General features: G+C 41.3%; 7 protein-coding genes and 1 pseudogene. 1 reads left to right on the top strand and 7 read right to left on the bottom strand.

What is annotated here, in order from left to right; genetic code table 11:
* Positions 1–768, top strand: a pseudogene (locus VNZ46_RS03645) (beta-galactosidase); the annotation flags it as partial.
* Positions 769–813: 45 nt separating this feature from the next.
* Here the strand turns inward: VNZ46_RS03645 and VNZ46_RS03640 are convergent.
* The 7 genes from VNZ46_RS03640 to VNZ46_RS03610 form a co-directional block, all read right to left on the bottom strand.
* Entirely contained in the window at positions 814–1,656 is an 843-nt protein-coding gene (locus tag VNZ46_RS03640) for a hypothetical protein (RefSeq protein WP_325558731.1), read from the bottom strand.
* Between the two features lie 94 nt (positions 1,657–1,750).
* Positions 1,751–2,716 carry a prolyl oligopeptidase family serine peptidase gene (locus tag VNZ46_RS03635; RefSeq protein ID WP_325558729.1) on the bottom strand — a complete coding sequence of 322 codons (966 nt, stop codon included), beginning with the start codon at positions 2,714–2,716 and terminating at the stop codon, positions 1,751–1,753.
* Positions 2,717–2,758: 42 nt separating this feature from the next.
* Positions 2,759–4,321 carry an arylsulfatase gene (locus VNZ46_RS03630; RefSeq protein WP_325558727.1) on the bottom strand — a complete coding sequence of 521 codons (1,563 nt, stop codon included), beginning with the start codon at positions 4,319–4,321 and terminating at the stop codon, positions 2,759–2,761.
* Positions 4,322–4,464: 143 nt separating this feature from the next.
* On the bottom strand, positions 4,465–5,001 hold the full coding sequence (locus VNZ46_RS03625) for an SRPBCC family protein (protein WP_325558725.1): 537 nt from the start codon (positions 4,999–5,001) through the stop codon (positions 4,465–4,467).
* A gap of 57 nt (positions 5,002–5,058) precedes the next feature.
* Positions 5,059–6,216, bottom strand: coding sequence for a TlpA disulfide reductase family protein (locus tag VNZ46_RS03620; protein ID WP_325558724.1), 1,158 nt, complete (start codon positions 6,214–6,216; stop codon positions 5,059–5,061).
* Between the two features lie 24 nt (positions 6,217–6,240).
* The gene (locus VNZ46_RS03615) at positions 6,241–7,440 is read right to left on the bottom strand and encodes a thioredoxin family protein (protein ID WP_325558722.1); all 1,200 of its coding nucleotides are present in this window, start codon (positions 7,438–7,440) and stop codon (positions 6,241–6,243) included.
* A gap of 4 nt (positions 7,441–7,444) precedes the next feature.
* Positions 7,445–8,049, bottom strand: a 605-nt coding sequence (locus VNZ46_RS03610) for a RagB/SusD family nutrient uptake outer membrane protein (RefSeq protein ID WP_325558720.1), incomplete at its 5' end; no start/stop codon positions are given.

Here is an 8,049-nt window from a genome sequence, read left to right as displayed (position 1 = left end):
AGTTGGAGTATTACCTCCGAAAGCGGTATTAAATTGTTTAATGGAAGTTTTAAAACAGAAACTATTGCTTTAGGAAATGCAATTCGGTTAGGTACAATTAAGCAGGTATTGGCTTCGGTTAAAACACCGCAGCGCGTTATCTTAAGCGCAACAGTGGCCAACCATACCAATACATGGGATATATTTGTATATCCAAATGTACTGCCTGAAACGCCTAAAGATGTACTGGTGACTCAAATTCTGGATGCTAAAGCTATAAAAGTGCTCAACGAAGGGGGGAAGGTATTACTAACATTAAAAAAGGGTTCGGTTAAAACGGATATGGGCGGCGATGTAAAAACAGGCTTCTCTACTATATTCTGGAATACAGCATGGACCAGCAGCCAACCACCAACAACTATGGGGATTTTATGTAATCCCAAACATCCTGCATTGGCCAGTTTTCCTACGCAGTATCATAGTAACTGGCAGTGGTGGGATGCAATGACCCATTCCAGTGCGATCAGACTTGATGCGGTAGGTGATCAGATCAACCCGATAGTAAGGGTTATTGACGATTGGGTGACTGCTCAGTCCCTGGGTTTGGTTTTTGAATGTAATGCAGGAAAGGGAAAGCTGGTTGTTTCAGGTATTGACCTCCTGTCGGACCAGGATAAACGTCCTGAGGCCAGACAACTGTTATATAGTCTTGAAAATTATATGAATGGTAGCCAGTTTAATCCTGAAAAGACAATAGAGCTGGCAAAAATACAGGGATTATATAATTAACACAGGTAAAATATATCCCGGCAGTTTTTTGCCGGGACTTTAAAATTATTTTCTGTATAACGGGCATCTTTTAAGTAAATACTCCAGTGGACTATTGTAGGATCCGTCTGTATTGCTTAGGAAAGCTTTATGTGTTTGGTTATAAATACTTGCATTATTGTCCATGTAAATATGCAAGCCCACTGCCACATCATATCGCTGAACCGCATTGCTGTTTGTGGAGCCATAAGAGGAAACACCTTTAACCTTGTCGTTATTATCCCGCTTTACTTTACTGCTCGAAATATCACTGGTGGAACTGGTTTGATATCCCTTATTCTGTGTTATAGAGCCATCTATCACATATTCTACGCCCAGAATGTCACAGATTTCTTTCATAGTGAAATTGATCATCTTGTCTTTGGTAACTCCAGCTTTGCTGAGCAGGGCATTTGTAGTTCTTGGGTCGAGTATGGTATATCCCGCAGCGTGTTGTGATAAAAAACCGTAGGTGTCTTCTTGTGCCTTATAACCAATTGCGTCAGCGCCTGGTTGATTGTCCATTAAATAGGTAAATGGAAGGATGGCAATCTTGTTGTGATGATCAACAGAAGATGCCGACATGGTTACCTGGTCATTTTGGCGGTTTTGTGCGGGAAGACTTTGCTGGCTGATGTTTTCTACTCTGCCGCTGGCGTGAACAATTTTAGCAATTTCTGATTTTTTAAGTACGTACTGGGCAGTTTCGCCAGCATAAATAAAAGTAACTTCAGTGTCGGTGATTTTGATCACTTTTCCCTTCATTTCTTCACCGTCGATTTTTTGAATGACATCTTGTTTTGCATTGGTCTGGGCCATTATGTTTATGGAAAACATGGCTAAGACTAAAATGAGGTATAATCTTTTCATTTGTTTGCTTTTTGTTGTTGATAAGGGATCGTTATTGATAGAGTTTAAACAACAAATATCAGGGGATAGTTTGGGTTTTATTCTAATCTTAATTTCAATCACCGATCCTTTTATAAATGTACTGCCTGTCTGCGTTTACTAGGATCTGCATTTTACGTTTTCTGCCAGAGAATACGGCGTCAACAGGATCGTTTTCGTTGATGAAAAACTTGTCATTTGCATAAGGTTTTAACTCCGTAGCTCCTTTTTTGCGAATCAGTGTGACTATACCAGTTGTAACGCTTATTTTCAAGGTGTCGTTCGTCAGATCGTTATGGTAGGTGCCTTGATAAGTGTCCAGTATTTTCTGATCTACAGCTATTTTGGCATATTTATATCTTTTAATCCCCATGAGCCAGGTGTATAAACTGTCAGTATTGTAGGCAGATGTCCAGCTGTCATGTCCGTCATTCGGGAAGATGGTGAATTTAACATCCGGGTTGATGGGCTTTAAGGCATCCACCATATCCTGGCTTGATTTAAGGGGAACAATATTATCCTTTCCGCCATGAAAAACCCAGATAGGTGTGTGTCTTATTTTCCATACCTTAGAGGTATCGCCTCCACCGCAGATCGGTACAATTGCGGCGAACATTTGAGGGTATTTCATTGCCATTTCCCAGCAGCCGTAGCCGCCCATGCTTAAACCTGTTAAGTATAAACGATCTTCATCGATCCGATATTTAGCCTTAATATCTTTCAGCAGGCGAAACAGATCGGTGGGTTCCCAGCCTTCTCCATTGGGTACTTGCGGTGATATCACGATAAAAGGGAATTTTTTGCCCTGAGCAATCATTTTTGGTAATCCGTTTACAGCTACTTTGTTGACATCATCGCCGCGTTCACCGCTTCCATGTAAGAATAACACCAAAGGAAATTTTTGCTGATCGTTCTGCTTGTAGTTTTCAGGTAAATAAAGCAGGTACTTTATCTCGTTGATATATTTTTCCTGGGTTTGCTGTGCAGATACGGTGTTGCACACTAAGGTGAGAATTAGGAAGAGAGTGAAGAGGTGTTTCATGTTGAACGTTTTAGTAGTCAGACTGTTAATATACGAAAAATGTTACAGTGCTTCTTTTTCTAAAACCGGTATTTCAAATCTGCTTAACTCTGGTGTATGATGTTCTCTTTTGGAGATTGCCTTCATTTTTTTTATAATTTCGGGATGTTGATTGGCTACATCATGTTGTTCTGTCTGGTCTGCTGCTAAATCATACAGTGACCATTTCGTATTGCCCTTGAGCATGTCTAACCGGATTCCTTTCCAGTTCCCTATTCTGATGGCTTGCTGGCCGCCATATTCCGGGTATTCGAAGTAAAGATAGTTGCGATCGGTCTGTTTGCCTTTGGCCAGAATTGTTGGCAGGATACTGATGCCATCTACGTGTTTCGGGACTTTAAGATTTAAGAGGTCGCAAAAGGTAGGCACCATGTCAATGGTTGCAGATATAAGATCGGAGGTGCTCCCTTCCTGGATTTTTCCTGGCCAGGAAACGATAAAGGGCTCTCTTATTCCCCCTTCGCGGAGAAAGCCTTTTCCCCATCCATATGCTCCGTTAAAAGGTCCGGCGCTTTTAAAAAAAGCAGGGTCTACACCTGCATTGTAAGCCGGACCATTGTCTGAACAAAACATAATGATGGTGTTGTCATATACACCCTTGTCTTTTAGTTTTTTAATGATCTGGCCTACTTGCTGGTCTAACAAAGTGATCATAGCTGCATAGGTGGCATGTGGATAACGGCAAGGAAAATAGGAGCCTCCCAGGAAGGGTTTTTCGTCTCCGAATTTCTTGTGATAATAAGCCACCAGATCTTTAGGTGCCTGCAGCGATACATGGGGCAAAGGGGAGGGGTAATACAGGAAGAATGGTTTGTCCTTACTTTTATCAATGAATTTTAGAGCCGCTTTAATCAGGTAATCGGGAGCGTAGTCTTTTTGCTGATACTTTTCATAGTTCTTCTCGTCCAGTGGATCAAGATCTTTGGGGAGTTCAATATTGGGGTCAACAATCCTGTTGTCTAAAGGTACACGGTTGTTGTTTTCCCATAAATGCCCGCTGTAATAGGTGTGGTCTTGTCGCTGGCAGATATAGCCATAAAAATAATCGAAACCCTGGTTATTTGGTGTACCGGCAGTCATGGAGGCACCCAAGCCCCATTTACCCACCAAAGCAGTGGTGTAGCCTGCTTTTTTTAGAATTTTGGCCATGGTGATGGTGGAATCAGGAATTGGATATTGGCCTTCCAGGTAAGGATTGTCTTCCATCGCTTTGAAATTCCAAACATCTCCGCGATCGGCCCATTCATGATTTCCACGGATAAAGGCTTTCCCCGAATTTTGTCCGGTCATCAATAGGTAGCGTGAGGGGGCGCAAACAGGGTAGGCATAATGTTGTGTAAAGCGCTTTCCTCTCTTTGCCAATTGATCCAGGTTTGGGGTTTCAATTTTTTCCTGACCGTAACAGCCCAGTTCCCCATAGCCCATATCATCGGCCAGGATGTAAACTATGTTGGGCTTTTTTGAGAAGCTATTTTTGCTTCCTTTTTGAGCGTTGCTGGTTAGAGAGACACTGAAAATCGTGGTGAATAACAGAACAATGGTATAGAATTGAAAGGTCTTTTTCATATAAAATATAATAAAGTAATTTACATGTTTTCTTTAAGTTTCAAACAATTAGCTCCACACTTTAGGTTCTGATTTTTTTAAAATAAAATGCCCCAAAAAGTGCGAAACTCTTTGGGGCAAATAAATAATATAAGTTCTGTTAATTAATTCATTTTGGCTGCCGGAATTGATTTTTTTGTCATCTTGTCCAAACCTGTGGCATAGCTGTCAAATTCTGCGGTTAGCTGTGTAACTAAAGCTTTTTTTGCTTCTGCGTCACCTTTCACCATACCCCTCCATGTCACATTCGTTTTGCCATTTTTGTCTTTTAAAAAAATAGCAAATTCTGCCGATTTAATTCCTTTAGGCAGGTTGGTGTCTGCAAAATCTATGGCCATAAGCTTGTTATGAGGTTCGTTTTGTGTGATGTTTTCTACCCGGTTGCCACCATTTGAAAAAACAATCTTCCTGGATACAGGTGGATTGGCATCTAATACTTCTACGGCACTTACATAACCATTGGAGGCTTTTTTAAGTAAGTCGTTGTTGTTAAAGACTTCCCAGGTCATCTCCAGCGGCATACTGATGTCTACGCTTTTTTCTATGTCCCATTTAATTTTTTGGGCGGCTTCCATCTGTGCGTGAGCTTTAATTGCAGATAAACTGGTTAAGAGTAGCAGGGCTAATACGATCTTCTTCATAGTGTTAAGTGTTTATTTGAAAAAAGAGCCAGGAATTTCAGCCTGGCCCGTTGCTGATTACATGCCAAATATTTTTTTCATGGCTTTATCTAACGATTCGCCACGAACATTTTTCTCTACGATTTTTCCGTCCTTATCTACGACAACCAGGTAAGGAATTCCACTAAACAGGTAATCGGCCATTACGGGTTTAGATTCTACTGCATTGATCTGAGGCCAGCCCATTTTTTCTTCGGCCATTGCTTTTTTCCAATCGGCCGGTTTTGCATCAACAGATACAGATAAGATTTCCAGGCCTTTGTCCTTGTATTTACTGTATACCTCTTTCAAGTGGGGGATCTCCTGGCGGCAAGGGCCACACCATGAAGCCCAGAAATCAATAATCAGGTATTTTCCTTTGAAATCTTTAGGTCCCCATTTTTTACCGTTTACATCTGGATAAGCAAAAGCAGGTGCTTTCTGTCCGTCGGCAATTTTCTCTTCTTGTGCAATACCGTCCAGGATTTCCTTTTTTCTTTTCTTTGCCTGATCCAGGTCAGGGAATTTTTTAGTTAGATTGTCTAATGTAGACATGACCAGTTCCCTGTCTCTTTTGGGGTTCAGGTAGTTCAGCGCATATAATACTGTGGGTTGATCTTTGTATTTGTGAACCAGGTATTTGATGCGGAAGTCTTTGTCTTTGTTGATACGCTCAAAACCGTCCTTCATATAATTGATCCATACCGTATCTTTAGAACGCCCTGCCCTGTATTGTTCCTGACCTACCGCAATCATTTGCTGATAGTCAAGGTAGCCTACCAGGTTTACATCATTGATCACATCGTTTTCTGCTGATGTATTTTCCATATAGATGTATGGTGGGTTTTTGATTTTCATCTTTGCTGTATCTATACCACGCACGTTGACATGGATGTTGTCTTTATTTGCCCAGAAATCAATGCGGTCAAAATAATAAACACGTACCTGGTAAAAGTCCGGCTTATCTGCCGGTACTTTGAAAGAGAAATTGTTGTTGGCATCTACTTTTGTACTGTCTATTGCTTTGAAGGCTCTTTTAAAGCCTTCACCTTCGTATTTGCCCAGGTAAATCGGGTATTTGTTTTCGGTATCGGGGAATTTAACGGTACCTGTAAAAGTTACTGTTTTTCCATTCTGCGCAAAGCAGTTGATCATCATAAATAATGCGACAACGGCTAGAATTACTCTTCTTTTCATTTTTTTATTGTTCTTTGTTTTTTATTAGTCTTTCATCATTGGAGGCGTCATCTTCCCTTTTTGCATGGCTTCTTTTCTGAGATCTTGTGCTTTAGTTGCCATGACTTCTGCTTCTGCAGTTTTTCCTTGTTTTTTAAATACTCTTTTTCTCAGGTCGGCCAGTTGTATGCTGGTGAAAAGATCGGGATTGCTTTTCTCGATCTGACTTGCCCATTTCAGGGCATTCGGATATTGTGCTGCTGGTGCTGAGGTAACTACATCGTTAGCGGCTCCGATGATAAAGTAGTTCTTTGAAGTGAAATCATTGTCCTTAGAAACAGCATCAACACGGCTGGTAAATTTATCCCATTGTCCTGCGGCAGCATATTCAATCAGATCGAGCTGGGTAAGTATAGGCTTGGAATAATTGGTGCCTCCGGACAGGATTTTTCTAATTGCTGCAACCTTTTCTTTTGCTTCTTTAAGCCCTGTTTTCTTTTCATACGCCCTTTTTACAGAGTAAACTGCCATGCTAAAAGTGTTTCTGAAATAAGGGTTTACCTTTTCTGCTCCATATGTTGACTCCAATTTTCCTTTATTGGCATAGAGATAGGCGAAGGCCTGAGAAGAAGGATTATTGAGGTATTTGAGGGCAAGGTTCCAATTATGTTCCTCCATAAGTGCTGATGCAGGAAGACCATCAAAATAGACTTTTGCTACAATACCCATTTTATCGGCTTCATAGGCTTTTTCCAAGGCTTCCAGGTAAGCAACTGCTGTGGCTTCGGAATGATCACCATTGTTGAATTTTTTGGCCAGTCCGAATGCAGTACTTTCTGGTTTTAGCGCTTTGCCGGCTTCTTGCATAAATTCAGATGCCGACATACTACCAACAATTTTATGTACGATTTCTCCGTCTCCGTTAATGAACAGATAGGTTGGAAAGGCACTTACTTCGTATTTATCTTTTAATGCAGGGCCTTCACCTTTTTCCATATCATATTTAACATTGAGGAAGGTGTTGTTGAACAGATCAGCTACGCTGTCTTTTGTAAACACTTCTTTGGCCATGACCTTGCAGGGACCACACCAGGAAGTATAAGCATCAAAAAAGATGATCTTGTTTTCTTTTTTGGCTGTGGCCAGTTGTGTTTTCCAGTCAGCTTCCTTAAACGTGATCTCCCGGTTTTGGGCAGAGGCGGATAGTGCAGCCAGGCAGGTGAGTCCGATGAATAATTTTTTCATTTCTTTATTGTGGGTTTTGTTGCAGATTTGGGTTCAATTGAATCTCTACCAGCGGAATTGGGTAAACGATGCGTTTATCGTCGGGCTGGATCGTTAAAGGCGCTGTGAAAAAATAATCTATATAGTTTCTTGTTAATGGCAGGCCATTACGGAAGTTCTCAAACGAAGAGTTTCCCTCCCAGGCCAGTTCGAGCCTCCGCTCATTGAATACGGCTTGAAATACCGTGAGACCTGCAGTTGATAAACTAGCAGTAGTCCATGCCGGAGCATTGGCCCTTACCCTTACTGCATTAACGGCAGTTAGTGCATCGGCAGTATTGCCTGACTTGGCTAAAGCCTCTGCTTTGTTGAGGTACATTTCTGCCAAACGAATGTAAGCGGTTCCACTTCTGCTTTTTGCACTGAAATCAAATCCACCCAACGGAAAGATCTGCTGATAGTTATATTTGTTTACTGTATTTCTGCTTTTATCGGTTGCAGTTATTCTTTTGTCAGTTTCAACGGTGATAAAATTCATTCTTAGATCTGATGGATTCTGATTCAAGAGGGCCATGTAATCTGGTGATGCCGTATATTCACCCTGGTAAGGGTTTCCAAATACATCTCTCG

It is taken from the genome of Pedobacter sp. (assembly GCF_035566355.1).
Taxonomy (GTDB): Bacteria; Bacteroidota; Bacteroidia; order Sphingobacteriales; family Sphingobacteriaceae; genus Pedobacter.
Note: the sequence above shows the minus strand (reverse complement) of the source record. Positions and strands in the feature narration are given on the sequence as shown.